Raw genomic sequence first — 26,416 nt, 5'->3', positions numbered from 1 at the left:
ATGCCGATATGGCTGAACCTGCTCCTCGCCGCGTCCGCAGGCGTGGCAGCGATTGCACTGCTTGCTTCGGTGGTGATGATGGCGACACGGTGGCCGGGAGATCTGGGCAGTGCAAGCGCGGCCACGCCGGCATCGGGCGGTAATGCTGGGTCAACGCCATCGACAACCGATGCCGTATTGAACATCTGGCCGAACTCGTGGACGCACGATGCACCAGATCGGCCCTTCACGGCCGATGAAGCCCACCGCGAGATGCAGGTGCATCGGAGCTGCCGCCTGGATGGGTGCGACAGGAAGGCTGTCGCTTTCCGGACACTCATCGAGGCGGGACGGGTGACGCCGGATACCTCGCGCCGGCCGTATTGAGCTAGCAGCGGCAACCTCCGGGCGACACGTCATGCCGAAAGCTGCAAGCGCCATTCGTGTCGTCGAGAACTCAACCTTGTGCGCCGACATCCGGCCACTCGTAGATGTTGGCGAAATGTAGCTCCGTAGTGGCATATTCACGCCAGGGGTTTGTGCTTGCTAAATCGAACCAATTTTTTGTTCGTTAGTCGCGGCCGAGTCGTGCTGAGAACTGGCGGATCTTCGTTGCCGGATTCGCGGACGGCTTCCCTATGCGGACCGGGTCGGCGGGATCGGTGGGTTGCGTTTGAGTAGCCACCAGGTGAGGACGAGGTCTTCGGTGTGGTCGAGGTCGAGGCCGGTGAGTTCGCCGAAGCGAGTGATCCTGTTGCGAACGGTGTTGCGGTGCAGGTGCAGGGCGCTCGCGGTGTCGTCGATGCGGCGGTCGCAGTCGAGGTAGGTTTCGACGGTGGCCGTGATCTCTGTCGCGGCACCGCCGTGTTCGTTCAGCGGGGCGAGGTGCTTGGCGTGCAGGGCCTCGGCGGTGGTTTCGGCGCAGTCCAGTAGCGGCAGAGGGCCGAGAGCGGTGGGGTCGAGCAGGCCGTGCCGGTCGAATCGTGTGGCCAGGTGCAGAATTCGCAGCGCGTGCCGATACGAGGTGTGGGCGTCGGTCAGCGGTACCGCCGGGCCGAGCGCCACCGGCGCGGCCGGTGACCATTCGCGGGGATAGCGGGGCAGCAGGGCGATGAGGTGGTTGTCCACGACAGTGTGGACGACGGGATGCTCGGGTGTCGCGGCGTGGGCACGCAGCGCTGCGAGGAGGTCGGAGGCGGGGGCGGTGTCGCTCCAGCGGGTGCAGGCGACGCGGTAGTGGCGGGCCGGGTCGAGGCGGTGTTCACCGGCTTCTCGGGTGAGCAGGGCGGGTGGAAGGTTGCCGTCGAGGAGGCGGCGCAGGAAGTCGGCGCGGCGAGTGGCGGCGGTGACGGCGTGTTGTTGCAGCACCATGTGCACGGCGGTGGCCGATGCGGTGGCCCACTCCCAGGTGAGATTCTGCATCTGGTCGATGAGCGCGGCGGGCAGTTGCTGAGCGGCGGCCCGGCGCCGGATCAGCTCGAAGATCCGGCGAGCGCCGAGTTGGATGCTGTGGGCGACGAGTTCCAGCGGTATCCGCTGGTCGGCCCAGATGCGGGCCAGATCGGACAGTTCCCGGAAACCGGTGTGTGAGGACTCGGCGCGCATCTGACCGACGACGATCCGCAGGACCAGCCGAGTGTTGTGTTCGATCGAGTCGGGGTCGACCTGGTCGTAGACGGGAATGCTGTCCCGGTAGAGCCGGGTCAGGTCGGCGGCGATGTCATCGAGTTCGGGGTCGACCTCGGAGATGATGGCAGCGATCCGACCGGCGATCGCGCGGCGATCCTCATCGAACACCATCACCGGGGAATCGTCCGCAACCACTGTCGCTCCTTTTCGCCGATTTCACACCAGGCTGTGCACATGCACAGTCAATTGAGGTGATCTGCCTATTTCATCGACCATGTCTCGCCTACAGGATGGCATATGCACATCGAGTGTCGGCAAGTAGCCGCACCGAATGGGAGAGGTGATGAACGAGGTGATCCGCCGCGGCGAGATGACTCCGATACGGTGGCGGCCACCCTCCGCTCCCCCACGAGCCAGGGTGAAGGCGAGCGCACCGCCGATGCCCGTGATCCACCGAATCGAATTGCCCGGCACGGGGCCCGAGGACGTCGTCTTCGGGGCCGACGACATGATCTACACCGGCACAGCCGACGGCGCGATCCTGCGGATCGATCCCCACCGGGAGCAGGTGTGGCCGGTGGTGTCCACCGGTGGGCGGCCCCTCGGCCTCCATGCCGACAGCGACGGATCGCTCCTGATCTGCGACGCGCACCGGGGCCTGCTGCGCTGGGACCAGGGTGGCGGCGGGCTGGAAGTGCTGGTCGAGACGGTAGACGAGCAGCGGCTGGGTTTCGCGAGCAACGTTGTGCGAACCGGCGACGGGACGATCTATTTCACCGAGTCCTCGCAGCGGTGGTTCCTCGAGCAGTGGATGGGTGATCTGTTCGAGCATTCCGGTACCGGCCGACTGATCGCGCTCGCGCCCTCGGGGCAGGTGACGGTGCTGTGGGAGGGGTTGCACTTCGCCAACGGCCTGGCCGTGGAACCGGGAGGTGACGCCCTGATCGTCGCGGAGACCGCCGCGTACCGGCTCAACCGGTTCCGGCTGCGAGGACCACGCGCCGGTGAGCGAGAGATCCTGATCGACAACCTTCCGGGGTTCCCCGACAACATCTCGGTGGGCAGCGATGGGCTGATCTGGGTAAGTCTGGCTTCGCCACGCAACAGGCTCCTCGACGCGCTCGCGGACCGCCCCCCGTGGATTCGGTCACTGTTGTGGCGGGTGCCCGACCGGGTCAAGCCCGCACCCGAACGCACGGTCTGGGTGTTGGGGGTCGACCCCGACAGCGGGCAGATCGTGCACGATCTGCAACGCGGACCCGAGGAATACAGCATGGTCACCAGCGTCGCCGAACACGATCGCACGCTGGTGCTGGGCAGTCTGCACGAATCTGCCGTCGCGGTGACCCACGTCCCGGCGTGAGCCCAGGCGTTCACTTTTCTCAACGATCGAGGAGATCATGGATTTCGCTCCCAGTGCCCGTGCCGCCGACCTGATCGAACGCGTGGGCCGATTCATCGAAGACCGGATCGTCCCGGTCGAAGCGGACTACCACCGGCAGGTGAGCACGGCGCGCGATCGCGGCGATGACCCCTGGACGCCGCTACCGCTGCTGAGCCGGCTGCGGGCGCAGGCGCGCGAACAAGGGCTGTGGAATCTGTTCCTGCCCGCCGCGCACGCCGGAGACTACGCACAACGTTTCGGCACGCACGGCGGGGCCGGGCTGTCCAACACCGACTACGCCCCGATCGCCGAGCTCACCGGTCGATCATTCCTCGCACCGCACGTATTCAACTGCAACGCACCGGATTCGGGAAACATGGAGGTGCTGCTGCACTACGGCGACCGAGCCCAGCGTGACCGCTGGCTCGACCCGTTGCTCGACGGCAGCATTCGTTCGGCCTTCGCCATGACCGAACCCGATGTCGCCTCCTCCGATGCCACCAACATGGCCGCGACCGCCGTCCTCGACGGCGATCAAGTCGTACTCAACGGCCGTAAGTGGTGGACCACCGGTATCGGGCACCCCGACTGCCAGGTGATCGTGTTCATGGGCCTCACCGACGCCGACGCCCCCAAACGCCACCGCCACACCATGGTGCTGGTCCCGGTCGACTCTCCTGGTGTCACGGTGGAACGGATGCTGCCCGCGATGGGCCGTTACGACGAGCCATTCGGGCACGGTGAGGTCTCGTTCCACGACGTGCGCGTGCCCGCCGCCAACATTCTGCTCGGACCCGGCCGCGCGTTCGAGATCGCCCAGGGCCGACTGGGTCCCGGCCGGGTGCACCACTGTATGCGCCTCATCGGACTCGCCGAGACCGCGCTCGAGGCCGCCTGCCGTCGCGGACTCGACCGCAGTGCCTTCGGCAAGCCGCTGGCCGCCCTGGGCGGCAACCGCGAACGCATCGCCCGCGCCCGCATCGCCATCGACTCCGCACGCCTGCTGGTGTTGAACGCGGCGTGGAAACTCGACACCGTCGGCGCGTTCGGGGCGTTGAGCGAGATCAGCCAGATCAAAGCGCACGTCCCTACCGTCGCGCAGGAGGTCATCGACTTCGCCATGCAGATCCACGGCGGCGCGGGTCTGTCCGACGACTTCGCGCTGTCGGCGGCCTGGACGACCGCGCGCGCCATCCGCCTTGCCGACGGCCCCGACGAAGTCCACCTGGACCTGGTCGGACGCCTCGAACTGGCCAAGCACACCGACAGGAGCTGACCATGGCCCGAATCCTGATCACCGGCGGCGCGTCCGGCCTCGGCGCGGCACTGACCCGCCGCTACACCGAACGCGGCGACACCGTTCTGGTCACCGACCTCGCCGAACACCACCCCGTCCCTGACGGCGCGACCTACCTGCGCCTGGATGTCACCTCCGAGAACGACTGGACGCGCGCGACCGAAGTGGTCACCGAGCGATTCGGCGGACTCGACGTCCTGGTCAACAACGCGGGAATCGCCACCGGCGGCCGCGTCGAACTGGTCTCGCACTCCGAGTGGACGCGGGTACTCGACATCAACGTCGCCGGTGTCGCCAACGGCTGTCGCGCGTTCGTCCCGCTGTTCAAACAGGCTCGCGCCGGGCACGTGGTCAATACCGCCTCCCTCGCCGGGCTCGTCCACCCACCCGCCATGAGCGCCTACACCGCTGCCAAGGCCGCGGTCGTCGCTTTGAGCGAGAGCCTGCGCTACGAACTCGCCCCGCACGGGGTCGCGGTCTCGGTGCTGTGCCCGTCGTTCTTCCGCACCAATCTCGCCACCTCGCTGCGCGGCGAGGACCCCGTCATGGCCGGAGTCGCCCGCAAACTCATCGACACCGCGGCCCTGGACGCCGACCAGATCGCCGCCGCCGCACTCGACGGCATCGACGCACGCCGATTTTTGGTTCTCACCGACCGCGCGGGCAGGCGGGCGTTCTGGAGCAAACGTCTGCTGCGCCCGCTCTACGACCGACAGATGTTCGCGATGGGACGGCGTACCGCCACCACCGCCCAACGGGCAGCGAAGGGAAACACCACTCACCGATGAGTACCGGAACCATCATCATCACCGGCGCGAGTTCCGGATTGGGCGAGGAGATGGCACGCCAGTTCGCCGCTCTCGGCTACGACCTGGGCCTGTGCGCGCGCCGCACGGACCGCCTGACCGAACTCGCGGCCGAACTCACCCGCGCCCACCCCGAACGCCGGATCCGCACCGCTGCCCTCGACGTCACCGACGACGACGCCGTGCACACCGTGTTCACCGAGTTCCGCGAGCAGTTCGGCACGGTGGAGCGGGTGATCGTCAACGCGGGCAGCGGCGCCGGCGCGGCACTGGGCACCGGAGGGCACGCCGCCAACCGCCGCACCGCGATGACCAACTTCGTCGGCGCGCTGTCTCAGACCGAGCACGCCCTGGAGATCTTCCGCGACCAGCATCACGGACATCTGGTCCTGATCTCCTCGTTCTCCGCCCTGCGCGGTATGCGACGTGCCATGACCACCTACGCCGCCAGCAAAGCCGGAGTCGCCGCACTGGCCGAAGGGCTGCGCAGCGAACGCATTCCAGGCGTGGACATCTCATTGATCTGCCCCGGCTACATCCGCTCGGAAATGAACGCCGCCGCGGCCGACCGCACACAATTCATGGTCGATACCGAACCCGGCGTCGCCGCGATGGTGCGCGCCATCGAAGCCCGCGCCACCACCGCCTACGTCCCCCGCTGGCCCTGGCTCCCGCTAGCTCCCGTCATGAAACTGCTACCGCTGTCGATCATCAGGAAACTCACATGAGCACACCCGCACGAACCGATGGCGCTCGCGAGGTCCGCACCGAAGACGCCTTCGACACCGACGCGCTCACCACCTGGATACACGCAGCACTACCCGACCACCACGACCTGGCGACCACGCCCGCTGTCCGCCAATTCTCCGGCGGCGCTTCCAATCTCACCTATCTGCTGTCCTACCCGGACCGCGACCTCATCCTGCGACGTCCCCCGAACGGTCGGCGCGCAGAGGGCGCTCACGACATGGCGCGCGAATACCGCGTGCAAACGGCCCTGAACCCGGTCTTCGACTACGTCCCGGCCACCCTCGCCTTGTGCGAGGACCCCGAGGTGATCGGCACGCCCTTCTACCTCATGCAACGACTCGACGGCCTCATCCCCCGCAAGGACCTCCCCACCGACCTCGGTCTCACTCCCGAACAGGTCCACACCCTGTGCACCAATGTCCTCGACGTTCTGATCGATCTGCACACCATCGATCCCACTGCCGCGCAACTGGATTGGATGTCCAAGGGGCCGGGCTACGTGACTCGGCAGATCCACGGGTGGAGCGAGCGGTACCGCCGCGCCAAAACCTGGAACGTCGGCTCGTTCGACAAAGTCATGAGCTGGCTCGACGCCAACCAGCCCCCCGACCGCGGCGCGGTCGTCATCCACAACGACTTCCGCTTCGACAACATCGTCCTCGACCACGCCGACCCCACCCGACCGATCGGACTGCTCGACTGGGAGATGGCCACCATCGGCGACCCCCTGATGGACCTCGGCTCCGCCCTGGCCTACTGGGTCCAAGCCGACGACAACCTGGCCTTCCGCTTCTTCCGCCGCCAACCCACCCACACCCCCGGCATGCTCACCCGCCACGCCGTCGTCGAACACTACTGCCGGCGCACCGGAATCGGACTCACCGACCGCGAATGGGCCTTCTACGAAGTCTTCGGCCTGTTCCGGCTCGCCGCCATCTGCCAACAGATCTACTACCGATACCACCACAAACAGACCACCAACCCCGCCTTCCGCTCCTTCGCCATCGCGGTCCTACTCCTGCAACAACGCTGCCACCGCATCATCGGCACCACCAGATAGGGACGGATCGCTACGCGGTTGCGGCCACCGCGCCGAAATCGGTGACGACCGAACGATTCGCCGATGACAGGGCTCTCGAGTCATACACCGGCTCGGCGCCGGTGAGCCGCGCGCCGGGCAAGCTCATCCCCCGTCAGCAGGCGCGTCGATCGCAGCGAATCACCGGGACAGCTCGGCTATCGCGGAGGCAGTGTCGAGATCGGCGTAGGCAGCCGAATAGCGTTGCGCCAGAGCCAACGCGATATCGGGACGCTGCCAGAACTCACCCGCGCTCGCGGTGCACAGCCACAGGGTGAGTCCGTGCGCGACGGAAGCTCGGTAACCGAGTTCGATCTCCGCGGGTGTGGGCAGGTGGGCGGCGGGCAGATCGAGCGCATCGCGGTAGATACCGAGCAACTCGTCCTCGCCTCGGCGGCGGTCCTCGATGGTGAGCGCGCCCTGGAGGAAATAGCCCAGATCCATCGACCAGTTCCCGCGCCGGGCAACCTGCCAGTCCAGGAAACCCACCTCGCCGTCAGCGAGCAGATAGGTGTTACCGATATGGGCATCGCCGTGCAGCAGGGTCTGCGGGGTACGGGTCAACGTGCGGATATAGGGCTTCCAGATGTCGTCTATGAGTTCGCCGATACTCAAGGCCATGACCTGCGGCGGGGCGTCGGGGCCGAGGCGTTCCAGTGCGGCGGGCAGTGGCGCGATCTCCATCCCGTTCCACGGCACGAATGGTTCCAGCCAGCCCAGATCGGGATGACCCTCGACCCGTTCCCAGTACTTCGCGTGCATCCGGGCCAGCCCGCGCACACCTGCGGCGGCTTGGTCCACGGTCAGCGGCCGGGTGGCGTCACGAGGATCGGCGCCGCGTGCGATGACGTCTTCCATCACCATGACGAAGTCGTAGTTGTCCTCGTCGATGAGCGCGGCATAGACCGTCGGATGCTCGAGATGCAGGGGTACTCGCGAGTTGAAAAGGCGTGGCTCGTGGAACATCCCACTGGTCATGCGGATCAGTTCTTTGTGCGCCGGATCGGCCGCCTTCACGAAAACCGTGGCCGGTCCCTGCCCCGCGGCATAGGTCAGCCGCAACCGCGCGCGGCGGTTGGTTCCGTCATCGCGCAGATCCACCGAGACCGATTCGACCTCCACGCCCGGATGGTGCGCTGCCAGCGCGAGCGACATCCACTCCGGTGTCATCTGGTCCCAGTCCCGCGGCAGGGGCAATGCCTCGACGCCCATTCAGTTCCCCTCCAGGTCAAGAGAATTCAATTCTCTGAAAGCAAGAATTCTCATCGAAGGTTACTCGCGTAAGTACCACTCGTCCAGCGAAAGATCCCCAAGGTAGCGAGGCATCGCTGGTGCGGAGATCACACCGGCACGCCAGCCTGCCCGCGGCGCCGAACCTGGCGAGGCATGGCCGAACGATCCGCACCGTTCGGCAATCGATGACTCCCTCGAGTCACCCCGCACCCACACGATGTGGCGAGACGGCTGTGCGATGATGCTGACCGGGATATCGATAGTGGTCGGAGGCAGCGTGGAGGATGTGCGCAGGACCGCCAGACCGACTAGAACCGACGTCGCACGCCTGGCGAATGTGTCCACGGCGACGGTTTCCTACGTACTGAACAATGTCGAGGGCCAACGGATATCGGCGCGGACTCAACGGGCCGTCCGTGCGGCCGCGGTCACGCTCGGATACCGTCCGAACCTCGCGGCACGCAATCTGGTGATCGGCGACAGCGGAGTCGTGCTCTACATCGTGCCGCAGATGGCGTTGGGCGAGCTGGCCATGGAAGTCGGCACCCGCCTGTCCACAGCGCTGGCCGGTCACGGACTGCTCATGTCGTTGCAATTCGAGACCGAGGACGGCGCGAACGTGGTGGAGGCGATCGCCAGCCTGAACCCCAGGGCGGTCGCGGCCACGTTCCCTCTGACCGGCGCCGCTCTCGAGGCCGTCACCAGGGCAGCGATCCCGCATATACACCTGGGAAGCTCCAACCTGGAATTGCTGACAACCCTCAATCTGAGCGTGGAACAACTTCGCGTGCGACACCTGATCTCTCGGGGGCACCGGCAGCTGGGATTCGCTGTCATCGATAACCCCAAGCTGCGTCCACTGGCCGACTACTGGCTCGCCGGTGTGCGCGCCGCGACACATGACCACGACCTACCCGACCCGGTCGTAGCCGAGTTCCGCGCCGACGGCTCCGACGCCGCGCAGTTGGTCGCGCAGTGGGTCGAGCGCGGAGTGACCGCCGTCTGCGCGCAGAGCGACGAGACCGCCTTCGCCGTGCTCCACGGCATCCGCCGCGCCGGACTGCGTTGCCCACAAGATCTCGCAGTCATGGGCGTGGACGCCATCGCGCTGGCGGCCCTCGCCGATCCGCCGCTGACCACCATCGGGTTTCGCGCCCCCGAAATCGTCGACACCGCAGTCAACGCGATGATGAACGCCCTCGGCCTACCCACCGAAGACATCGCGCCGACCGGTGACTTCGCAGTCCTCATCCCGCGCAGTTCGACCTGACCTATCACCTGCGCCCCAGCCGACATGTCACGCCACCGCTGTCACCATGCCCACTGCTTGTCAGAATCCTCGCTCGATCCATTCGGCCAGATCCGGAGCTTCCGCGCCGATCGTCGTCCCTTCACCGTGTCCGGTGTGGACCCGCGTATCTTCCGGCAGCGCGAAGATCCGGTCGCGGATCGAGCCGACGATAGTCGGGAAGTCGGAGAACGATCGTCCCGTCGCACCAGCGCCACCGCGAAACAATGTGTCGCCGGAGAACACCGCCCGCACTTCCGGCAGATACAGGCATATCGAACCTGGTGAGTGACCAGGGGTGTGAACGATCTCGAGAACCGTTCCAGCCACAGCGATTCGCTGCTTGTCGGTCGCCGGCCAGTACGACTCCCCCGGGTGCGTCATCGCCCACAACTTCTCGTCGCCGGGATGCAGAACCACCGGCGCGTAGAGCGTTCGGCCGAGTTCCGGCGCGAAAGTCACGTGGTCGTTGTGGCCGTGGCTGCACACCACAGCAACCACTTTGCGGTCTCCGACAGTCTCGACGATCGGCTCGGCATCATGGGCCGCGTCGACGATGACAACCTCGTCGTCATCACCCAGCACCCATACATTGTTGTCGACAGCCCACGAACCGGGCGCATGTCCGGTGTAGGTATTTAGGTGTCTCCGCCACCGCGTCAACGCTACGCCGCAGCCCGCAGCGCAGTGCCTCGATCCCGCTTGCCACGCGTCGTCGCTGACAACAGGCACCGGTTGAGCCGTACTGTCCGTGTGTTCGCCGCGCGGTCGCGGCTGGAACGCTTCGCACTCGCCGGAACGGACCATCAGCTCGGATCGAAGCGCGCGAACCAGGCCGCGATTTCCTCCGCATCGAACTCCGGGAACGGAATGGTGGGCCGAAACGCTCTCGGCGCGAACGATTCCGCGAGCCTCCGGTAGGGCGCGGGATCGCCGTCCGGCGGGCCGTCGACCTGAATCGCCATTGTGCCGCTGGATAATTCGCGAACCAGCAGATCCGGATCGGTCGACGGGTCGACGGTTCCCGGTGCCAGATAGTTGAGCCAGTAGGCACCGCGAATCCGGTCACCGAGCAGCATCCAGTCCAGCGAGATGTAGGGGATGTCGAGACAGGGATGCTCGCGCCAGATCGCCCGGATCACCTCGAAGGCGGCCGGTTCGCCCGCACCCGTCGCGGCGAGGAACGCGGGCGACACATAGCCGGTGGACAGCGGCAGGCGGTCGGCGAGCTCGTCGTGGAAGCGAGCGAAGCGCTCCAGCCCGAGACGTTCCACCGTCTCCGAGGTGTAGGTGAGCAGCAACAGGCTGGTCGCTTCCGGCCCCGCGATCGGGTCATCGGCACCGAAACCCATGTAGCGCAACCGATGTCCGCTGACACCGTTCTTGCGATCCATGAGAGACAAGCCGACGGATTCACCACTCGGCTTCGCGACGTAGGCGAGCCGTTCCGCGATCTCCGCATCCGTCAGCGCGACCGGATAGCCCTCCTCGTCGATGGTCAGCCGCAGGTCCGGACTGTCGACCAGGCGCAGATACTCCGCGACGCTCTCCGCCACCGCCGCGCGATGCCGGTCGCAGGAGTCGGGCAGGTAGAAGACGGCGACCCAGCCGTCACGCAGTACCGGCACGCCGATCTCGACGTGCGCACGGAGACGGGGCGGGAATTCCGGCACGGACGGATACTGCCACGTCGTGACGCGGGCTCTGCCGCCGCGGGAGCCGATGGTATCTGGCAACCGTGTCACGTCCGTCGCACCGCCCGAGGTCCGGCGCGCATCAGATGGGCGGCGCGCTGACGCGACAGCTGAGCCTGCGTGGATCATGCGAGAAGCCCGTCGTGACCGCACCCGCCTTGGTCCGACGCTCCCGGCCTAGGCACCGTGCGGCTGCAGGAAACGCAGGGCTACCGTCTGGCCCGCGGCGGTGCGCTCGCGTGTGATCACCAAGACGCCGGGCCCGACCACGACGTCGAGGCGTTCGCCTTCTCCATGCGTAACGCCCGCGTGGTCGCCGTCGGTCGTCATGTTGAGCGGCGGGTAAGCGAGGGCAAGGACCAGCGTTCCGCTCGGCACATCGACGAGCCCCATCGGAAGGGTTTCGGTACGTGGCTCGTGTTCGAGGCCGTCCTCCGGAATCGGGCGGATACCCGGCTCGGCCGGTGGTGAGATCCAGAGGGTTCCATCATCGCTGCGACGCACCTCGTGGCGGCCGTCACCGTGGGCTTCCTCGACGTAGACGCGCAACCCGTCGAGCACCAGTTGCGCGCTGCCCTCAGCGGCGAGCTCGTCGCCGTGGACATCCCAGCCACCGAACCGCGCCCCCGCATCACACAGCACCAGGAAAAGCCCGTCATGCACGGGATTTCGGATCGATCCAAGGTAGTTCACGATGGTTCAGGCTACTGCGGGGGATCGTTCGGCGATGACCTCCGGCTCACCCTGCGAAGCGGCAGTGACGCTGGGTGGGTTCGGGATCTGGTTAATGCTGTCGGTGCCGACTGAATGCTGATCGGACTCGATCTGTATGGAGCCCCAGAAGCTTTCCATCATGGCGTTATCGAGCCCGTCTCCGACGGTGCCGAACGAAGGCAGCAGCCCCGCGGAACGGATCTTCTCCCCGAAAACCCAAGAGGCGAACTAGGCCTCGGTCTGGTATGCCGGAACCGGATGTATGGCTTCCCCGACAAAGGCGATGGCCAAGGCGCCACCGCTCAGACGTGCCTGTCGGCACAGGGGATCCGGAAAGTCGGATGATTGGCGTATGACACCGCAGCAGCTGACCGACCAGATACGAGAGATCTGCCTCGGGTTCCCGGAGAGCGCCGAGCGGGTCACGCATGGTGCGCCCGGGTTCTTCGTGAAGAAGCAGTTCGTGATGTTGTGGCCGCAGGGGCATCACGGGCGCGACGAGCCACATCTGTGGGCGGCCGCGGCAGCGGGGGTACAGGACGCGGTCGTCGGCGATGATCCGGAACGTTTCTTCGTACCGCCCTACGTTGGGGGACGTGGCTGGGTCGGGATGCGGCTCGACGGTGATGTCGACTGGGCCGAGGTGGCCGAGATCTGTGAACACGCCTACAGGCACATCGCACCGGAACGCCTGTCGCGCCAGATATGAGGGCGCTTTCAAGGGCCACACGACCACACGTTCACACCGCGAAAACAGGTCCACAACGACCGCCCCAACCAGACGATGAAACGTCGTTGAGCACAGCCGAATCGGCTGCCCACCTGCAGATCCCGATAGAGACCCTCGCGGCTTGGGCATCAGCCCGAACCGGACCTCGCTTCGCCCGCATGGGCCGCTACCGCCGGTACAGACTCGGCGACGTCCGCGACTGGGAAATTCAACGTCTACAACCACGCGGCGATAGTCCCTAACCGCCGTTCCAGCATGTGGTTTCCGATCGAACCCATGAAAGAGCGCAGCTTTGGGCTGCCCCTGCCAACGCGAATCTATGGCGGATCGAGTCCAGTCGTGTCGACTCCTGCGCTCTATCACTGCCGTGCGCAAAGCCTGTCCGGAACCGGTCACGCGCCAGGATCGATAAGGATCTTGCCTTCCACTTGCCCTGCGGCGAGCCGATCGAGTGATGCGCCCAGATGTGCCAGTCCCACCGGGGTTTCGGCGAATTCGGTGCCGAGCAGTGAGTCTGCCGCGAGGATGTGCAGCGCGGCCGGGAGATCGGTATCGCAGACGTGGGCCAGCGTCGTGTCGAGGGTGATCTCGCGGAAGATCATCGAGTGCATGTCGAGGGCGGGCTTGTCCTCGGGAATTCCGACTGCTTGGACGCGGCCGCCGTCGGCGACCATCTCGAGTGCCGCCGCCAGCTGTCCGGGGGCCCCGCTTGCCTCGATCACGACGTCGGGTTTGCGGCCGTTGAGTGCGTCGGTGACATCGGCGGCGATGGACTGCGACGGAGTGAGGGTGCGATCGGCGCCCAGACGTTGCGCGCGGTCGAGGCGGCTGCCGGGGAAGTCGATGACGGTGGTGTCGAGCTCGCCGAGGTGTCGCAGACCGGCGAGGACGAACGAGCCGATCGCGCCGGCACCGATGATGACGACGTTGTCGCCCTCGCGCGCTCCGGACCGGCGAGCCGCGTGGATGCCGACAGACAGGGGTTGGGCGAGTCCGGCGTGGTCCAAGGGCAACCCGGTGGGCAACAGACGCAGTGTCTTCGTCGGGACGGCGACGAATTCGGCCATCCCGCCGTGGACGTTCAGCCCGAGGGTTCGGTACTGCGCGCACTGGTTGGTTCGGCCTTCGCCACATCGTCGGCATTTACCGCACCAGACACCGGCGCCACTGGCGACCAGGATGCCCTCGGTGAGGCCGGAATCCGGGTCGGCTTCGACGATCTCGCCGACGAATTCGTGGCCGGGGATGATCGGGCCGAGGTGCCCGCTGTGGGGGTGGCGGCGTTGCACGGGAAAGGTTTTCGGTCCGGCGGTCCACTCGGCGGCGTCGGTCCCGCAGATTCCCGATCGCAGCACCCGCAGGAGTGTTTCCCCGGTGCCCGGAGCGGGGATGTCGACTTCTTCGAGTCGGATGTCGCGGGGGCCGTAGTAGACGGCGGCTTGCATCGTCGATGGCACAGCAGTGTCTTCCTCGTCGAGATGGTGGATAGGGTTCGAATGCCGGTAGATGGTCTGGGTCGCCATGAGCGACCCAGACCATCGGTTGTCACACCTTGACGGGTTCTCCGTCACGTGGGTCGGTAACCGGTTGGGCGACAACGTCATCGGTGACAGTGCTGCCGCGGGGCAGGAACAGTGCCACCACCGCGGCGAGGCCGAAGAATCCCGCGCACACGATGAGGCCGCCCTGGAATCCGATATTCGCCGCCAGTCCGGCCAGAGCGAACGGCGCCAGCGCCGAGACACCGCGACCGACGTTGAAACAGAACCCGGCGCCGGTCGCGCGGGCCCTGGTCGGGAACAGTTCCCCGAGGTAGGAGCCGAACAGTCCGAAGAAGGCGGTGAACGCGCCGAACAGCGGTCCCATCCACAGCAGGGCGGTCTCCTGGGTGGTGAGTGCGTAGATCGGCAGTGTCAGCGTGACGCCGAGCAAGGTGATGATGATCGTCCGATGACGGCCGATGTGATCGGCGAGGTAGCCGAAACCGTTGTAGCCGAAGAACATTCCCAGATTCAGTGTCGTGATGAACAGCGCGACCGAAGTCGACGGCAGCCCACGCTCGGTGGTGAGGTAGGTGGGCAGCCAGGTCATCGCGCCCCAGTAGCCGAACAGCGCGAGCGCCGCCATGAGGGTGCCCAGCAGGGTGCGCCGGCGCAGCGAAGAGCCCAGCACATCACGCACGGAGACGACATCGTCGGCGTTGTCGGCCTTCTGAGCTGCCCAGGTGGCGGATTCGGAGAAGAAGATCGCGACGATGGCGATCGGCAGCACTACCGCGCAGCCCGACACCAGGAACATCAGTCGCCAATCCGGCAGGAACCAGCCCGAGATCGTGGCTGCCATCGCACCGCCCGCGGGGAAGGCGCTGATCACGAATGCGGCTGCGCGACCACGATGCTTTTCGGGCCACGTCTCGACCACATAGGCCGAGACCACGCTCCAGACTGCGCCGAGCCCGATACCGGCGAGGAACCGCAGCAGCAGGAAGACCTCGTAGCTCGGGACCACGTAGATGGCGGCGGTGAAGATGCCGAAGATGCTCAGTGCGGCGAGCAGTGCCTTCTTGCGCCCGAAGTTGTCGGCCACGTAGCCACCGAGGACGCTGCTGACACCGATGCCGACCAGGGTGGCGGTAGCCAGCAGGCCGCCCTGGGTGATCGTGATGCCCAAGTCCTTACGGATGGACGGTAGCGCCATGGAGAGTAGGACGATTTCCAGGGCGTCGAACAGGTAGGCGAGAAAACACCCGCCGAGCACGATCCAACGTGTACGTCGCATCGTTGTACCTCCAGTGTGAGCTGCTGGGGGTCGTGCCCGGGCAGCAGTGATCTTCGAATCGCGGCGAACGGGTGTTCGCCGCACAGGTGGAACCGGCACCGAGCAATCGCCTGCCGGTGTGTAATCCGGCGAAAGGCATAGCGGTGCCGTTCGATCCGGACCTCGACGGGTCCGGTCGTGTGAGTGACGGGAGCGCTAGCGGCCGTCGTGGGTGGCCAGCACCAGGTCGAACGTGATGCTCGTCCAGCCGTCCTGCGGATGCGTCCCGTCAGGAGCGGGGGTGTCGGCGTGGTGGACCGCCTCGACGACGAGGTTCTCCTTCACGCCGAACACCGCGTCGCAGTCGAGGTAGGGGTCGCCCGCGACGAAGATATGGGTGATCAGGGGCCGGAAATCCGGCGCGGTGACCATGTAGTGCAGATGCGCGGGGCGCATCGGGCCGCGGGCGGTCGCGGTCAGCAGGTCGCCGACCGGGCCGTCGTGGGGAATCGGATACGGCGCGGGCAGCACCGACCAGAATCGGTACTCGCCGTTCGCGCCCGAGCGCAGCCAGCCGCGACCGGCCGAGCGGTCGTCGGTGTACTGGACGTCGTAGAAACCGTCGGAGTCGGCTTCCCACACTTCGATCCGCGCCCCCTCGATCGGCTCGCCACCGGTAGTGCGAACCTGGCCGGATACGTAGCAGGGCAGACCCTTCGCGCCCCGGGCGATATCGCCGCCGAGCGGAATCTCCGGTGCGGAATCGACGAAGAACGGACCGAACACCGTCGACTCGGTAGCGCCGGGCTCGGCGGGTTCGTTGATGGCGACCGTGAGCATGGACAGGCCGAGTACATCGGAGAGCAGAATGAATTCCTGACGCCGACTGTCGGTGATATGCCCTGCGCGAGTGAGGAATTCGATCGCCGACTCCCACTCGTGTTCGGTGAGCCTGACGTCGCGGGCGAAGGCGTGCAGGTGCCGCACGAGACTGTGCATCACCTCGCGCAGCCGAGGATCGGGGGTGGCATCGAAGCTGGCCAGCACCTCCTCGGTGACGGCCTGTTCCTTGTTCACGGCGGTAGCCGGGTCGCCGGTCATGCCGTCGGCCCTACAGGGTGCGATCCTGCCCATGCACCGTGCAAGATCGCGCGCAGCCCTTCCGCGGTGACGCGGGTCGGGTTGTCGGCCGGGGCGATCGCCAGGATGTCGTCGATCACGTCGTCGACACCGGACTCGTCCATGCCGAGCTCACGCAGCCCCGCGGGGACGCCGACCGCACCACCGAGTTCACGCAGGCCGTCGACGATGTCGACTCGCCCGAGCGCGCGGCTGATCCGGCCGACGGCCTCGCCTGCGTTGGGAGCGTTGTAGGCCAGTACGTAGGGCAGCACGATGGCGTGTGTATGGGCGTGGGGCAGGTCGAACGCCCCGCCGAGGACGTGGCAGATCTTGTGGTGCAGCCCGGATCCGGCGACGGCGAACGCCGATCCGGCCAGGTAGGCACCGAGCAGCAGTTCACCGCGGCTGGCCAGGCCGGTCGGGGTGGACGCGATCGTGGTCAGGCCGTTGACCAGGTGACGGATGCCGTCTTCGGCGACCGCACTGGACACCGGGCTTCGCCGTGGCGCCCAGAAAGCCTCGACACAGTGCGCCACCGCGTTGAGTCCGCTGGCGACCGAGAGTTCTACCGGCAGAGTAAGAGTCAGCTCCGGGTCGTAGACGACGGTCTTGGGCAGCACCCGTCGATCGGTCCCGGTGGTCTTGCGCCCGCGCTCGGTCAGGCCCCACACCGGGGTCACTTCGGAACCGGCATAGGTCGTCGGCACAGCGAGCACCGGCAGACCGGTGGTCAAGGCGACGATCTTGGCCGTTCCCGTCGTCGAGCCGCCGCCCACCGACAGCACCACGTCGGCGTCGGCATCGAGTGCGATCTTGCGGGCGAGCTCGGCGACCTCGGCGGGCACGTGGGGACGAACCTCGGAGAAGGTCGCGACCACCCGATCGGCGAACGGTGCGCACAGCTGTGTCGCGGTGCCGTTCTCGGCATCGGTGGCGATGAGCAGCACGCGGCGGGCGCCGAGCAGGTCGAGCTCGGTGAGCAATTGGGTCCGTGCGGCACCGGCGCCGAAGACGACCCGGCCCGGCAGGCCGTCGTAGGTGAACTGTGTCATCAGATAGCCCCCGGGATGACCGTGGGTCCGTAGCCGAGCAGCAGCCACCGACCGCCGTCGCGCACCCAGACCGCGAGCGCGCTGTTGGCGAGTTGTTTGCGCACCCCGCCGGCGGTGATGTCGGCGCGCATCTCACCGGAGACCAGCACGGTGTCGCCGACGACGACGATCTTGTGCACCGGGTGGTCGATCCGGTGGTAGACGTAGAAGCCGGTGCGCAGTTTCTCCAGGTAGCTGTCGAGGGTGTCGACCGCGGCATTGGAGTGCGTGTAGAGCAACTCGGGGTGCGCGAAGGCGGCGAAGCCTTCGATGTCGCCTGCCACTACCGCGGCGTAGCGAGCGTCTTCGAGAGAGCGGATGGTCGATTCGATCTCGGCCGTAGCGAGAGTATCGGTCATGAGAGGGCTCCGGTCTGTGGTGCGGTGGACAGGGTTTCGCGCAACATCACGCCGTTGCGGCGGCGCAGGACGGTGAGGACCTCGGCCATGTCGGCCTGACCCAGCCCGGTGGCCACGGCATCGTCGAGGACGGCGAACGCGGCTTCGGATCCGGGCAGGAGCAGCCGGTGACGGTGGGCCAGCGCGAGTGCCAGGCCGAGGTCCTTGCGGATCAGCGATACCGGCGCCGCGACCGGGGTCGACTCCGGCGCGAGGTATGCCTGCTGCTTGTAGCCGACATAGGGTGCGCCCGCCGCGCTGTTGCGCAGGATGTCGTAGAACGTGGCCGGGTCGAGGGCACCGGCTTCGGCGAGCAGAAGTCCTTCCGCGACAGCCTGACTCAGCCCGGCCAGGACGGCGTTGACCGCGAGTTTGGCTGTGGACCCCGAGCCGACGGGTCCTGCGTGGAACTGGGCGGTGGTCATCGCGGCCAGTACCGGCTGCGCCCGCTTGAACTGTTCGGGCGTGGCGCCGACCATCGTGGTGATGGCGGCGGTTTCGGCCATCGACACACTGCCCGACACCGGGGCATCGATCACCGCGAGATGCGGCAGGTCGGCGAGTTCACGGACGACCTCCGGGCCGACGGTACCCATCACGATGTGCAAGTGGCCGGGCGTGACGGCGCGCAGACCCTCGATCACCAGGTCGCGAGTGGATTCACCATCGGGCAGCATGCTGATCGTCAATGCGGCGGCGGCCAGCGCATCGGGGAAGTCGGCGAGGCCGACCCCTTCGGGCGCTTGCTCGACATGCGGGTCATAGGCGAGAACGGTGTGTCCCGCCGCGGCCAGGTGGGCGGCCATCGGCCTGCCCATTCGGCCCAGGCCCGCGAATCCGATCAGCACGGCCCCTCCCCCGCTACGGCGACTGTCGCGGCGAATCGGTGAGCGGTGGTGAGAGGCGGAGAAAAGCAGGTCGACCGAAGTCGCGCAATCGGGAAAGACACGAGTCTCCTTCGTCGTCGATGACGGGGAACGGGGCTGAAGCCACCGCGAATGTGTTCAGTATCATTAAACATATAGGGAGTGATGTCAACCACGGGACAACGGTTATCGCCTCGATCGCGGCTCGTGAGCGACATTCGAATCGCCGAGAAGAGGCACCTCAGGGGCAGAAGCGCTGTCGAAAACGGCACGTCGGGGCGGACTACCGAGGTTCGCCGTGCGGCACAGTAGTGTTCACTATCAGTGAACCCGTAGTGTTCACTAATAGTTGATTTTGTTTCGGCGAGTGGACAGAGGTGCGCTGATGCAGGACAGGATCGGACCGGCGTTGAAGCAGGCGCGTCTGGATCGGGGTTCAAGTCTGCGCGGGTTGGCGGCCGCGGCGGGCATCTCCGCCAGCCAGCTTTCCCAGATCGAGAACAACAAGTCCCAGCCGTCGGTGAGCACTCTCTACGCGCTCGTCAACCATCTCGAGGTCTCCCTCGACGATCTGCTGGGCATCCGGTACGGCCGCACCGAGCCCACCGCGGAACCGGCCGGACTTCCGGGCACCAGCCGTTCCACCGGAGTCGTTCAACGCGCCGCGGACAACCCGGTACTGGAAATGGCCAACGGGGTCCGGTGGGAAAAGCTGGCGGTCGACCCGGACGCGGGCGTCGACGCCCTGCTGGTCACCTACGAGCCGGGTGCCGCGAGCTCGGTGGACCGAATGCCGATGCGCCACTCCGGAACCGAGTACGCCTACCTGTTCGCCGGGGAGTTGACGCTGCTGCTCGATTTCGACAGGTACACCATCGGCGCGGGCGACTCACTGTGCTTCGACTCCACCCGGCCTCATATGTACGTCAACCAGTCGAGCGAACCCGCACGCGGTGTGTGGTTCGTCGCGGGCCGCCACGAATCCGGCCCCACCCGTGCATGGGTCGCCGCACAGCTGGGTGAGACCGACACCGAATCACCCCTGCGCGTGACGAACGCGGTCGACGCACTGGATCTACTCGGTGCCACCGCCGTACAACCACCCGCGACCAAGCCCGGCCGCGACAGGTAGTCGCGACCGGGTCCCGGGTGGATCAGAGGCGTTCGAAAACGGCCGCGAGCCCCTGGCCACCGCCGATGCACATCGTTTCGAGGCCGTAGCGGCCTTCGCGGCGGGTCAGTTCGTGGAGCAGGGTGGCCAGGATTCTGGCGCCGGTGGCGCCGACCGGGTGACCGAGGGAGATTCCCGAGCCGTTGGGGTTGACGCGCGGGTCGTCGGGTTCGACCTTCCAGGTCCGCAGCACAGCCAGCGTCTGCGCGGCGAAGGCCTCGTTGAGTTCGATCACGTCCAGGTCGTCGAGTGTGAGATCCAGTCGCGCCAGCGCTTTTTCGGTCGCGGGTACCGGCCCGATGCCCATGGTGGACGGCGGTACGCCCGCGACGGCCCACGACGCCAGTCGAGCCATGGGGCGCAGCCCGAGTGCTTGTGCACGCTGCGGTGTCGTCACGATACAGATTGCCGCACCGTCGTTCTGACCGCTGGAATTTCCGGCGGTCACCGTGGATTCAGGATCGATACCAAGCCGGATCGGGCGAAGCTTGCCCAGCGTGTCCAGGTCGGTATCGGCTCGTGGATGCTCATCGGTGCGCACCAGCAGCGGCTCCCGCTTGCGTTGCGGCACAGCGACACTAACCAGCTCCGCTTCGAAGCGACCATCACGTTGCGCGGCGACAGCACGCTGGTGCGACTGCACGGCGAGCGCGTCCTGGTCCGCACGGCTGATCGCGAACTGCGCGCGCAGGTTCTCCGCAGTTTCGATCATGCCGCCGTCGACCGGAAAGTTCTTGCCACCGGCGGTGATTCGCGCACGCGCGAGGCGGTCGTGCAACACCGGCCCGTCACCACGGATGCCCCAGCGGATGTCGGTGGCGTAGAACTCGGTGCGGCTCATCGACTCCACACCGCCCGCCAGGACGAGATCACTGCCGCCCGATTGCACCTGCATGCAGGCTTGCAACACCGCCTGCAGACCCGACCCACAACGCCGGTCCACCTGAATGCCGGGCACGCCGACCCCCAGGCCCGCGTCCAGCGCGGCGATGCGGCCGATCGCGGGCGCCTCGCCGTTGGGCGAGGACTGGCCGAGGATGACGTCGTCGACGGTCGTGGCGTCGAGTCCGGTGCGGGTGATCAGTTCGGTGATCACGGTCGCGGCGAGGTCTTGCGGGGCGATGTCTTTGAAAACCCCGCCGAATCGTCCGACCGGGGTTCGCAGTGGTTCGCAGATAACAGCTTCGGGCATAGCTCTTCCTCGTAGGTGTCAGGTGGTGGATCGGATCCGGGTGAGGTCGTGCTCGATCGCGGCACCGGTCTCGAGCAGGGCGGGAACCAGGGAGTCGCGGACCTCGCGCAGCGTGTAGCGGGCGGCCTGAGTGGAGATGTTCACCGCGGCGACGACCACGCCGCGCTGGTCGCGCACCGGCGCCGCCATCGACCGCAGACCGTGCTCGAGTTCCTGGTCGACGACGCAGTAGCCGTCCGCGCGGACCTGGGCCAGCTCGGCGCGCAGTTGTCGTTTCGTAGTGACCGTCGTGTCGGTGAGGGGCGTCAGTTCGACCGTGGCCAGATAGTTCTCCAGCGCGTCGGCGTCGAGGTCGGCGAGCAGGACCCGACCCATCGAGGTGGCGTAGGCGGGGAAACGGGTCCCGATGTTGATCGACACGGTCATGATCCGGCTGACGGGGACACGGGCGACGTAGACGATGTCGGTGCCGTCCAGGATCGACACCGAGGTCGACTCACGAACCTTCTCGGCCAGCGCCTCGAGATGCGGGCCCGCCAGATCGGGCAGGGTCAAGCTGGACAAGAAGCTGTACCCGAGCTCGAGCACGCGCGGCGTGAGCCAGAACTGGTTTCCATCCGAGCGCACATAGCCGAGCTCGACCAGGGTGAGCAGGAAACGCCGGGCGGTGGCCCGGGTCAGGTCAGTCGCGTGGGCGACCTCACTGAGGGTGCGCCGTGGATGCTCCGCATCGAAGGCTCGAATGACGGCGAGGCCGCGCGCGAGGGACTGCACGTAATCCGGCGACGGTTCTGTCATGGCTGCCGTAACTCCTTCTCCCACTGGGCTCGATGGCGTCCACCCCGTGGCGAACGTCGGTGCACCGAGCCGGGCCCGAGGCTACGTCGCGACGACCCGGCACGAGGCTCGGCGTGCACGAAGAACAGGTGTTCATGATACGAACGCTAGTCCGTATTGCGAACACGCTACGTCGACTGCTCCAGCCTGCGCAACTGTTCGCTATGCGAACACAAGTGCGTATTACGAACATCTCGGCTAGCATCGCTGGCGTGATGGACAAAGTCATTGCGACGGCCGCCGAGGCCGTCGCCGATATTCAGGACGGCGCGTCGTTCGCGGTCGGCGGATTCGGCTCGGTCGGCGTGCCGCAGGTACTCATCGACGCCGTACTCGCCCACGGCGCCACCGATCTCGAGGTCGTGAGCAACAACTGCGGCACCGCGGGCGTCGGATTGGGCGTGCTCCTCGAAGCCCACCGGATCCGCCGCACGACCAGCTCCTACGTAGGATCGAACGCGGAGTTCGCACGTCAGTTCCTCGCCGGCGAACTCGAAGTGGAACTGACACCGCAGGGCACCCTGGCCGAACGGATGCGGGCAGGCGGTGCGGGCATTCCGGCGTTCTTCACCCCCGCGGGCGTCGGCACACAGGTCGCCGACGGCGGCCTGCCGCTGCGCTACGACGGCGAGGGAGGGATCGCGCTGGCCAGTCCCCCGAAGGAGACGCGCGTCTTCGGCGGGGTGTCCTACGTGCTCGAACACGCGATCGTCACCGATTTCGCGCTGGTCCACGCCTGGAAGGGCGACCGCCACGGCAACCTCGTCTACCGGCGCAGCGCGCGCAACTTCAATCCCCCGGCCGCTACAGCGGGCCGGATCACCATCGCCCAGGTCGAGCATCTGGTGGAACCGGGCGAACTGGATCCAGACGAAGTACACACCCCCGGCATCCACGTACAGCGCGTGGTGCACGTCGGCACAGTCGAGGTCGGAATCGAGAACAGGACGGTGCGGGCATGACGTGGACACGCCAGGAGTTGGCAGCGCGGGTGGCCGCCGAACTCAGTGACGGCCAGTACGTCAACCTCGGCATCGGGATGCCGACATTGGTACCCAACTATCTGCCCGACAACGTCACGGTCGTCCTGCATTCGGAGAACGGCGTCCTCGGCGTGGGGCCTTACCCCACCGAGGACGAAGTCGATCCCGAGCTGATCAACGCGGGCAAGGAGACGATCACCGTTCTGCCCGGCGCCTCCTATTTCGACTCGTCGCAGTCCTTCGGGATGATCCGCGGCGGCTGCGTCGATGTCGCCGTGCTGGGCGCGATGCAGGTCAGCGCCCACGGTGACCTGGCGAACTGGATGATTCCGGGCAAGATGGTCAAAGGCATGGGTGGCGCGATGGACTTGGTCCACGGCGCGAAACGGGTGATCGTGATGATGGAACACCGTTCCCGCAGCGGCGAACCCAAGATCGTCGAGCAGTGCACCCTGCCGCTGACCGGGTTGGGTTGCGTGCACCGGATCATCACCGAGATGGCCGTGCTCGACATCGGCCCCGACGGGCTGACACTCGTCGAAACCGCCCCAGGAGTCAGCGAATCCGACATTCGGGCCGCCACCGGAGCAGATTTCACGATCGCACTCGCCACCGCCCCTGCCCGATGAGATCCGGCGTGAAGCCCACACGGAAGGGTGCGGGCTTCACGCCGACCTGATCCGTTCGCGAAGCGTGACTGTCCTCAGGTCCGTTTGCCATGGAGGGCGAGTGTGTCGTCGATGCAGCGTGCGATGAACACGTCATCGATCGCCTGCTCTCCGACCAATAGCCTGAAATATAGTGGCGCGGAAAGGGTTTCGAGGACTGCGCGCGGGTTCACCGATGCCGGGAGTTCACCGCGCGCCACCGCGTTCGTGATCACCTGGGAGCTCCGCTCGAAGCGATCGTTCCAGAATCTGCGGCGCGCGGCGTCAACCTCCGGATCGGACGACAGAGCCACGGTGGTGCCCACCAGCCGCGCCATCCCCGGCCGGGAGATCAGGTCGGAAACTTGTCCGGCCAGCACCGCCAGATCCGATCGCAAGCTTCCGGTATCCGGCGCGGGATTCCCGACGGCGGCAAGCTCGGTGACAGCCTCGGCGATCAACGCGGTGCGGGTGCCCCAGCGGCGATAGATCGTCGTCTCGGCGACACCCGCGCGGGCCGCGACATCACCGATGGTCAAACCCTCGATGCCGTGCTCGGTGACCTGCTCCAGAGTCGCGGTCAGCACCGCGTCACGCACCCGCGCCGAGCGTCCCCCGGTCCGCTTACGCGGACCCGGGGGTGTCACCGACTGTTTGTCGTCGGCATCGAGTCCACTCTGATCCATAGTCCAGTTCTACTCGACGGCCACGCCGTACGCCCAAATGCCGACTGATGAGACCTACGCGTCCTGCCCCACCCTGGGTCAGCGCAGATATGCCTCGATCCAGTTGCCGAACTCGGTCGCGAGATGCCACTGGTGCTCGCTGATATACAGGCCGGGCACCGCCGCCGGAAACGCGACTTTCAGTTGACTGCGGAACCCACCACCGGGTTCGTCACGGAACTGATGGCAGACCCCGCCGATGAGTTCACCGTCGGCGAGCCTGGCCGCGCCGGCGACCGCGAACGGGTAGGCCGGATCCGCGGCGACCACCACCTTCGCCGGGTCGGTGTACTCCACGAGGAACCTGCTGGCGAGCATGGCTCCACCGGTCACCTCGACGACTTCCTGTCGCCCGTCGGGCATGGTGGCGATGATGTAGTGGTCCGGGCAGGCGTCGGTCCAGAACGCCTGGTCGTTGCCCACCCGCGCCCGGTCGAATGTGTCGATGAAGCCCTGCGCGGTGCCGTGGTCGCTGGCGATCTCGACGGTCGACACGGCCCAGCGTCCACCCGAGGCCGCGAGCGTGGCGCGGGTGGCGGCCTCGGAGGCGACGAGTTCACCGGCGAGCAGCTCCCGCAATCCGCTGGAGCCGATCAGCACGCGAGCCTGTGCCAGCACTGCTCGGGCGGCGGGGATGTCGTCGACCTCGATCGCGAAGCGGGCGAGCAGTGAGTCGAGCTCACCGGTCAACAGGCCGACGTAGTCCTTGCGCAGCCGCGCCGCGGCGACCGACAGTCGACGCCGTTCCCACTCGACGACCTTGCCCTGGTCGACCAGGCGACCGTCGATGTATGTCCGCAATCCGGCTGCCGACGGACCACGGTCGGCGAAAGCGGTTCCCGCACCGGCGTAAGCGACCGCCGCGGTGGCGGCCGTCGCCCCGGCGGCACGGACGATGAAGTTTCTTCTGGTCAGCATTGACCAATTCCCTTCGATTTAAAGCTAGCTAAACTTGCGATAACACAGCTTCCGTTACCGGCGTCACTCTGTCAACGGCTTGCGCATAATTAACGCCAGACGAACTTGCGTTTCCAGGCGCAGGAAGGCAGTGTTAACGCCAGTTTCTATAGCTTTAACGAAAGGTAGCTGACATGGACGATCCCATCGAAATCCGAACGTTCCTCGGCGAGGAGAACGTCACACGCCAGCAGGTGCGCGCCTGGGAAGCGCGGCGCGCCGAAGCGGTGCTCGAGAAGTTCGCCGCACGCCTGGGGCGCCGCGGAGTAGCCGAACTCCTGCCCGACTTCACGATCGGCAGGGCACTCGACGCGCCCCTCGATGTCCAGCGCGAGGCCCTCACCATCATGAAGACCGGACTGGGCCACGCGGGAATCTACGCACTGCTCAAGCGCGAACTGGCCATCTCCGAGCGGATGTCGCGGGTCGGTGTCGCCGCCAGCCGGGGCCGGGTCAAGTACTCGGTCATCCGACTTCACGTCCCCCACTACTCCGCGCAGCGATTCGCCGACTGGTTCAACAACCTGACCATCTCCAACGCCGAGGTCGATATGGTCGACGCCACCCCGGACCACTACCTCCTGCGCGGCCTTCCCGACGGCCGTCAGGAAGTCGTCGAAACGACCGGCGGCTCGCCCACGGCGTCGAGGTTCCTCGTCGACTACACCAGAACCGAAGCGCTGACCATCCCCGCCGATCCCGACTACCCCATCCAGATCGCCGGCCAAGCCGTACTCGACGACGGCCTGGTCATCGGCGGCGTCCGCCACCAATTCCGCGACCGCGACGGCGCGCTCGAAGCCCTACTGACCTGCCAGTTCCCGGGTAGCCTGCCCGCTCGGCTCATCCACCAGCATCAATGGCACCTGGCCAGCGAGTTCAGCAACTGGATGGTCGCCGCGGCCCCGACCGCGGCGACCGCCTGACGTCGGCGCCCGGTCATTCGCCCCACGAAGCCGGATACGGCCAACGTCCACCCAGTAACAAGCTCGCCGAAGCCGTGCGCGACATCGCCGTCCCTTCCCGCGCCTCGGGAGGCTGCGGGTCGGCCTGTCCCGGATCCGAGCAGGACCGAGCCGTCGGCACAT

General features: G+C 66.6%; 27 protein-coding genes and 1 pseudogene. 12 read left to right on the top strand and 16 right to left on the bottom strand.

The window, feature by feature from the left end:
* Positions 1 to 366, top strand: coding sequence for a hypothetical protein (locus tag NA12_RS33440; RefSeq protein WP_132369818.1), 366 nt, complete (start codon positions 1 to 3; stop codon positions 364 to 366).
* A 249-nt stretch (positions 367 to 615) separates the two neighbouring features.
* Here the strand turns inward: NA12_RS33440 and NA12_RS00360 are convergent, their stop codons facing one another.
* Positions 616 to 1,803 carry a PucR family transcriptional regulator gene (locus NA12_RS00360; RefSeq protein ID WP_067444481.1) on the bottom strand — a complete coding sequence of 396 codons (1,188 nt, stop codon included), beginning with the start codon at positions 1,801 to 1,803 and terminating at the stop codon, positions 616 to 618.
* Positions 1,804 to 1,951: 148 nt separating this feature from the next.
* Here NA12_RS00360 and NA12_RS00355 point away from each other — a divergent pair, with 148 nt between their 5' ends.
* The 5 genes from NA12_RS00355 to NA12_RS00335 are packed head-to-tail and all read left to right on the top strand — an operon-like array spanning position 1,952 to position 6,905.
* Positions 1,952 to 2,971, top strand: a complete 1,020-nt coding sequence (locus NA12_RS00355; RefSeq protein ID WP_243654854.1) for an SMP-30/gluconolactonase/LRE family protein — start codon at positions 1,952 to 1,954, stop codon at positions 2,969 to 2,971.
* 37 nt (positions 2,972 to 3,008) lie between these two features.
* Positions 3,009 to 4,268: an acyl-CoA dehydrogenase family protein gene (locus NA12_RS00350; RefSeq protein ID WP_067444478.1), complete on the top strand. Its 1,260-nt coding sequence runs from the start codon at positions 3,009 to 3,011 to the stop codon at positions 4,266 to 4,268.
* 2 nt (positions 4,269 to 4,270) lie between these two features.
* Positions 4,271 to 5,077 carry an SDR family NAD(P)-dependent oxidoreductase gene (locus NA12_RS00345; protein ID WP_067444475.1) on the top strand — a complete coding sequence of 269 codons (807 nt, stop codon included), beginning with the start codon at positions 4,271 to 4,273 and terminating at the stop codon, positions 5,075 to 5,077.
* Positions 5,074 to 5,823, top strand: a complete 750-nt coding sequence (locus NA12_RS00340) for an SDR family oxidoreductase (protein ID WP_067444472.1) — start codon at positions 5,074 to 5,076, stop codon at positions 5,821 to 5,823. Before NA12_RS00345 ends, NA12_RS00340 begins: the two co-directional genes overlap by 4 nt.
* Positions 5,820 to 6,905: a phosphotransferase family protein gene (locus NA12_RS00335; RefSeq protein ID WP_067444469.1), complete on the top strand. Its 1,086-nt coding sequence runs from the start codon at positions 5,820 to 5,822 to the stop codon at positions 6,903 to 6,905. Before NA12_RS00340 ends, NA12_RS00335 begins: the two co-directional genes overlap by 4 nt.
* Before the next feature lie 159 nt (positions 6,906 to 7,064).
* Here NA12_RS00335 and NA12_RS00330 read toward each other — a convergent pair whose 3' ends face one another.
* Positions 7,065 to 8,135 (bottom strand): phosphotransferase, encoded by a 1,071-nt coding sequence (locus tag NA12_RS00330; RefSeq protein ID WP_067444466.1) that lies wholly within the window; start codon positions 8,133 to 8,135, stop codon positions 7,065 to 7,067.
* A gap of 262 nt (positions 8,136 to 8,397) precedes the next feature.
* Here NA12_RS00330 and NA12_RS00325 point away from each other — a divergent pair, with 262 nt between their 5' ends.
* A complete protein-coding gene (locus tag NA12_RS00325; RefSeq protein ID WP_067445186.1) occupies positions 8,398 to 9,426 on the top strand; it encodes a LacI family DNA-binding transcriptional regulator in 1,029 nt (342 codons plus the stop codon).
* A 60-nt stretch (positions 9,427 to 9,486) separates the two neighbouring features.
* On the opposite strand, the gene NA12_RS00320 is transcribed toward NA12_RS00325, so the two are convergent.
* The 4 genes and pseudogenes from NA12_RS00320 to NA12_RS32900 form a co-directional block, all read right to left on the bottom strand.
* Positions 9,487 to 10,107, bottom strand: coding sequence for an MBL fold metallo-hydrolase (locus tag NA12_RS00320; protein WP_067444463.1), 621 nt, complete (start codon positions 10,105 to 10,107; stop codon positions 9,487 to 9,489).
* A 143-nt stretch (positions 10,108 to 10,250) separates the two neighbouring features.
* Positions 10,251 to 11,117 (bottom strand): type VI immunity family protein, encoded by an 867-nt coding sequence (locus NA12_RS00315; protein WP_067444460.1) that lies wholly within the window; start codon positions 11,115 to 11,117, stop codon positions 10,251 to 10,253.
* Positions 11,118 to 11,315: 198 nt separating this feature from the next.
* Positions 11,316 to 11,831, bottom strand: a complete 516-nt coding sequence (locus NA12_RS00310) for a hypothetical protein (RefSeq protein WP_132369817.1) — start codon at positions 11,829 to 11,831, stop codon at positions 11,316 to 11,318.
* 126 nt (positions 11,832 to 11,957) lie between these two features.
* Positions 11,958 to 12,080: pseudogene (locus NA12_RS32900) on the bottom strand (IS3-like element ISAar24 family transposase); the annotation flags it as partial.
* Between the two features lie 124 nt (positions 12,081 to 12,204).
* Between NA12_RS32900 and NA12_RS00305 the strand changes: the two are divergent.
* Positions 12,205 to 12,561 carry an MmcQ/YjbR family DNA-binding protein gene (locus tag NA12_RS00305; protein ID WP_067444454.1) on the top strand — a complete coding sequence of 119 codons (357 nt, stop codon included), beginning with the start codon at positions 12,205 to 12,207 and terminating at the stop codon, positions 12,559 to 12,561.
* Positions 12,562 to 12,974: 413 nt separating this feature from the next.
* Here the strand turns inward: NA12_RS00305 and NA12_RS00300 are convergent, their stop codons facing one another.
* From NA12_RS00300 to NA12_RS00275, 6 genes are all read right to left on the bottom strand, one after another.
* Positions 12,975 to 14,105, bottom strand: coding sequence for a zinc-dependent alcohol dehydrogenase (locus tag NA12_RS00300; RefSeq protein WP_243654852.1), 1,131 nt, complete (start codon positions 14,103 to 14,105; stop codon positions 12,975 to 12,977).
* Positions 14,106 to 14,127: 22 nt separating this feature from the next.
* The gene (locus NA12_RS00295; protein ID WP_067444451.1) at positions 14,128 to 15,360 is read right to left on the bottom strand and encodes an MFS transporter; all 1,233 of its coding nucleotides are present in this window, start codon (positions 15,358 to 15,360) and stop codon (positions 14,128 to 14,130) included.
* Positions 15,361 to 15,555: 195 nt separating this feature from the next.
* Complete coding sequence (locus NA12_RS00290; protein WP_067444448.1) at positions 15,556 to 16,440, bottom strand: hydroxyquinol 1,2-dioxygenase; 885 nt, start codon at positions 16,438 to 16,440, stop codon at positions 15,556 to 15,558.
* Positions 16,437 to 17,513, bottom strand: coding sequence for a maleylacetate reductase (locus NA12_RS00285; RefSeq protein WP_067444445.1), 1,077 nt, complete (start codon positions 17,511 to 17,513; stop codon positions 16,437 to 16,439). The genes NA12_RS00290 and NA12_RS00285 overlap by 4 nt, the downstream gene beginning before the upstream one ends.
* On the bottom strand, positions 17,513 to 17,911 hold the full coding sequence (locus NA12_RS00280) for a nuclear transport factor 2 family protein (protein WP_067444443.1): 399 nt from the start codon (positions 17,909 to 17,911) through the stop codon (positions 17,513 to 17,515). Before NA12_RS00280 ends, NA12_RS00285 begins: the two co-directional genes overlap by 1 nt.
* On the bottom strand, positions 17,908 to 18,798 hold the full coding sequence (locus NA12_RS00275; RefSeq protein ID WP_067444440.1) for an NAD(P)-dependent oxidoreductase: 891 nt from the start codon (positions 18,796 to 18,798) through the stop codon (positions 17,908 to 17,910). The genes NA12_RS00280 and NA12_RS00275 overlap by 4 nt, the downstream gene beginning before the upstream one ends.
* A gap of 403 nt (positions 18,799 to 19,201) precedes the next feature.
* On the opposite strand from NA12_RS00275, the gene NA12_RS00270 reads away from it, so the two are divergent.
* Positions 19,202 to 19,948, top strand: coding sequence for a helix-turn-helix domain-containing protein (locus NA12_RS00270; protein ID WP_067444437.1), 747 nt, complete (start codon positions 19,202 to 19,204; stop codon positions 19,946 to 19,948).
* Positions 19,949 to 19,970: 22 nt separating this feature from the next.
* Here NA12_RS00270 and NA12_RS00265 read toward each other — a convergent pair whose 3' ends face one another.
* The gene (locus tag NA12_RS00265) at positions 19,971 to 21,179 is read right to left on the bottom strand and encodes an acetyl-CoA C-acetyltransferase (protein ID WP_067444434.1); all 1,209 of its coding nucleotides are present in this window, start codon (positions 21,177 to 21,179) and stop codon (positions 19,971 to 19,973) included.
* A gap of 18 nt (positions 21,180 to 21,197) precedes the next feature.
* Complete coding sequence (locus NA12_RS00260) at positions 21,198 to 21,977, bottom strand: IclR family transcriptional regulator domain-containing protein (protein WP_067444431.1); 780 nt, start codon at positions 21,975 to 21,977, stop codon at positions 21,198 to 21,200.
* 254 nt (positions 21,978 to 22,231) lie between these two features.
* Between NA12_RS00260 and NA12_RS00255 the strand changes: the two genes are divergently transcribed.
* The gene (locus NA12_RS00255; protein WP_067444428.1) at positions 22,232 to 22,978 is read left to right on the top strand and encodes a CoA transferase subunit A; all 747 of its coding nucleotides are present in this window, start codon (positions 22,232 to 22,234) and stop codon (positions 22,976 to 22,978) included.
* Complete coding sequence (locus tag NA12_RS00250) at positions 22,975 to 23,628, top strand: CoA transferase subunit B (RefSeq protein ID WP_067444425.1); 654 nt, start codon at positions 22,975 to 22,977, stop codon at positions 23,626 to 23,628. The genes NA12_RS00255 and NA12_RS00250 overlap by 4 nt, the downstream gene beginning before the upstream one ends.
* A 74-nt stretch (positions 23,629 to 23,702) precedes the next feature.
* Here NA12_RS00250 and NA12_RS00245 read toward each other — a convergent pair whose 3' ends face one another.
* Positions 23,703 to 24,245 carry a TetR/AcrR family transcriptional regulator gene (locus NA12_RS00245; RefSeq protein WP_243654851.1) on the bottom strand — a complete coding sequence of 181 codons (543 nt, stop codon included), beginning with the start codon at positions 24,243 to 24,245 and terminating at the stop codon, positions 23,703 to 23,705.
* Between the two features lie 165 nt (positions 24,246 to 24,410).
* Positions 24,411 to 25,289: a hypothetical protein gene (locus tag NA12_RS00240; protein WP_084472240.1), complete on the bottom strand. Its 879-nt coding sequence runs from the start codon at positions 25,287 to 25,289 to the stop codon at positions 24,411 to 24,413.
* 173 nt (positions 25,290 to 25,462) lie between these two features.
* On the opposite strand from NA12_RS00240, the gene NA12_RS00235 reads away from it, so the two are divergent.
* The gene (locus NA12_RS00235) at positions 25,463 to 26,254 is read left to right on the top strand and encodes a hypothetical protein (RefSeq protein ID WP_067444419.1); all 792 of its coding nucleotides are present in this window, start codon (positions 25,463 to 25,465) and stop codon (positions 26,252 to 26,254) included.
* Positions 26,255 to 26,416: the final 162 nt, after the last annotated feature.

The sequence above is a fragment of the Nocardia alba NBRC 108234 genome, assembly GCF_001612665.1.
Taxonomy (GTDB): domain Bacteria; phylum Actinomycetota; class Actinomycetes; order Mycobacteriales; family Mycobacteriaceae; genus Nocardia; species Nocardia alba.
Note: the sequence above shows the minus strand (reverse complement) of the source record. Positions and strands in the feature narration are given on the sequence as shown.

Excerpts from the sequence above, each read along its gene's own strand:
- NA12_RS00335 (WP_067444469.1), top strand. The coding sequence starts at position 5,820 with ATGAGCACACCCGCACGAACCGATGGCGCTCGCGAGGTCCGCACCGAA.
- NA12_RS00255 (WP_067444428.1), top strand. The coding sequence starts at position 22,232 with ATGGACAAAGTCATTGCGACGGCCGCCGAGGCCGTCGCCGATATTCAG.
- NA12_RS00290 (WP_067444448.1), bottom strand. The coding sequence starts at position 16,440 with ATGACCGGCGACCCGGCTACCGCCGTGAACAAGGAACAGGCCGTCACC.
- NA12_RS00260 (WP_067444431.1), bottom strand. The coding sequence starts at position 21,977 with ATGACAGAACCGTCGCCGGATTACGTGCAGTCCCTCGCGCGCGGCCTC.
- NA12_RS00295 (WP_067444451.1), bottom strand. The coding sequence starts at position 15,360 with ATGCGACGTACACGTTGGATCGTGCTCGGCGGGTGTTTTCTCGCCTAC.
- NA12_RS00345 (WP_067444475.1), top strand. The coding sequence starts at position 4,271 with ATGGCCCGAATCCTGATCACCGGCGGCGCGTCCGGCCTCGGCGCGGCA.
- NA12_RS00300 (WP_243654852.1), bottom strand. The coding sequence starts at position 14,105 with ATGGCGACCCAGACCATCTACCGGCATTCGAACCCTATCCACCATCTC.
- NA12_RS33440 (WP_132369818.1), top strand. The coding sequence starts at position 1 with ATGCCGATATGGCTGAACCTGCTCCTCGCCGCGTCCGCAGGCGTGGCA.
- NA12_RS00265 (WP_067444434.1), bottom strand. The coding sequence starts at position 21,179 with ATGCCCGAAGCTGTTATCTGCGAACCACTGCGAACCCCGGTCGGACGA.
- NA12_RS00330 (WP_067444466.1), bottom strand. The coding sequence starts at position 8,135 with ATGGGCGTCGAGGCATTGCCCCTGCCGCGGGACTGGGACCAGATGACA.
- NA12_RS00285 (WP_067444445.1), bottom strand. The coding sequence starts at position 17,513 with ATGACACAGTTCACCTACGACGGCCTGCCGGGCCGGGTCGTCTTCGGC.
- NA12_RS00350 (WP_067444478.1), top strand. The coding sequence starts at position 3,009 with ATGGATTTCGCTCCCAGTGCCCGTGCCGCCGACCTGATCGAACGCGTG.
- NA12_RS00325 (WP_067445186.1), top strand. The coding sequence starts at position 8,398 with ATGCTGACCGGGATATCGATAGTGGTCGGAGGCAGCGTGGAGGATGTG.
- NA12_RS00250 (WP_067444425.1), top strand. The coding sequence starts at position 22,975 with ATGACGTGGACACGCCAGGAGTTGGCAGCGCGGGTGGCCGCCGAACTC.
- NA12_RS00240 (WP_084472240.1), bottom strand. The coding sequence starts at position 25,289 with ATGCTGACCAGAAGAAACTTCATCGTCCGTGCCGCCGGGGCGACGGCC.
- NA12_RS00340 (WP_067444472.1), top strand. The coding sequence starts at position 5,074 with ATGAGTACCGGAACCATCATCATCACCGGCGCGAGTTCCGGATTGGGC.
- NA12_RS00305 (WP_067444454.1), top strand. The coding sequence starts at position 12,205 with ATGACACCGCAGCAGCTGACCGACCAGATACGAGAGATCTGCCTCGGG.
- NA12_RS00235 (WP_067444419.1), top strand. The coding sequence starts at position 25,463 with ATGGACGATCCCATCGAAATCCGAACGTTCCTCGGCGAGGAGAACGTC.
- NA12_RS00270 (WP_067444437.1), top strand. The coding sequence starts at position 19,202 with ATGCAGGACAGGATCGGACCGGCGTTGAAGCAGGCGCGTCTGGATCGG.
- NA12_RS00280 (WP_067444443.1), bottom strand. The coding sequence starts at position 17,911 with ATGACCGATACTCTCGCTACGGCCGAGATCGAATCGACCATCCGCTCT.
- NA12_RS00355 (WP_243654854.1), top strand. The coding sequence starts at position 1,952 with ATGAACGAGGTGATCCGCCGCGGCGAGATGACTCCGATACGGTGGCGG.